At 74.5% G+C, this 314-nt stretch carries 1 protein-coding gene; it reads left to right on the plus strand.

Going from position 1 to position 314, the window contains the following annotated elements:
* Positions 1-314, plus strand: a 314-nt coding sequence (locus VM95_RS38200; protein WP_045706341.1) for an adenine nucleotide alpha hydrolase family protein, incomplete at both ends; no start/stop codon positions are given.

Below are 314 nucleotides of genomic sequence, written 5' to 3' on the forward strand. Positions count from 1 at the left end.
CGACGTCGCCGCCGTCCTGGTGACGTCCTCGGGCGAGGGCAAGGAGGTCGCCGCCCGCGTCGCGCTGCGCCTGGGCTCCGGCATCATCACCGACGCCGTCGACCTAGAGGCCGGCGACGGCGGCCCGGTCGCCACCCAGTCGGTGTTCGCCGCGTCCTTCCAGGTGAAGTCCAAGGTCACCAAGGGCGCGCCCGTCATCACCGTGAAGCCGAACGCCGTCGCCCCGGAGGCCGCCCCGGCCGCCGGCGCCGTCGAGAACGTGTCGGTCGAGTTCACCGGCAACGCCGCCAAGGTCGTCTCGCGCACCCCGCGCG

Origin of the sequence: Streptomyces rubellomurinus, assembly GCF_000961885.1 — a bacterium.
In the GTDB taxonomy this organism is placed as follows: Bacteria; Actinomycetota; Actinomycetes; order Streptomycetales; family Streptomycetaceae; genus Kitasatospora; species Kitasatospora rubellomurina.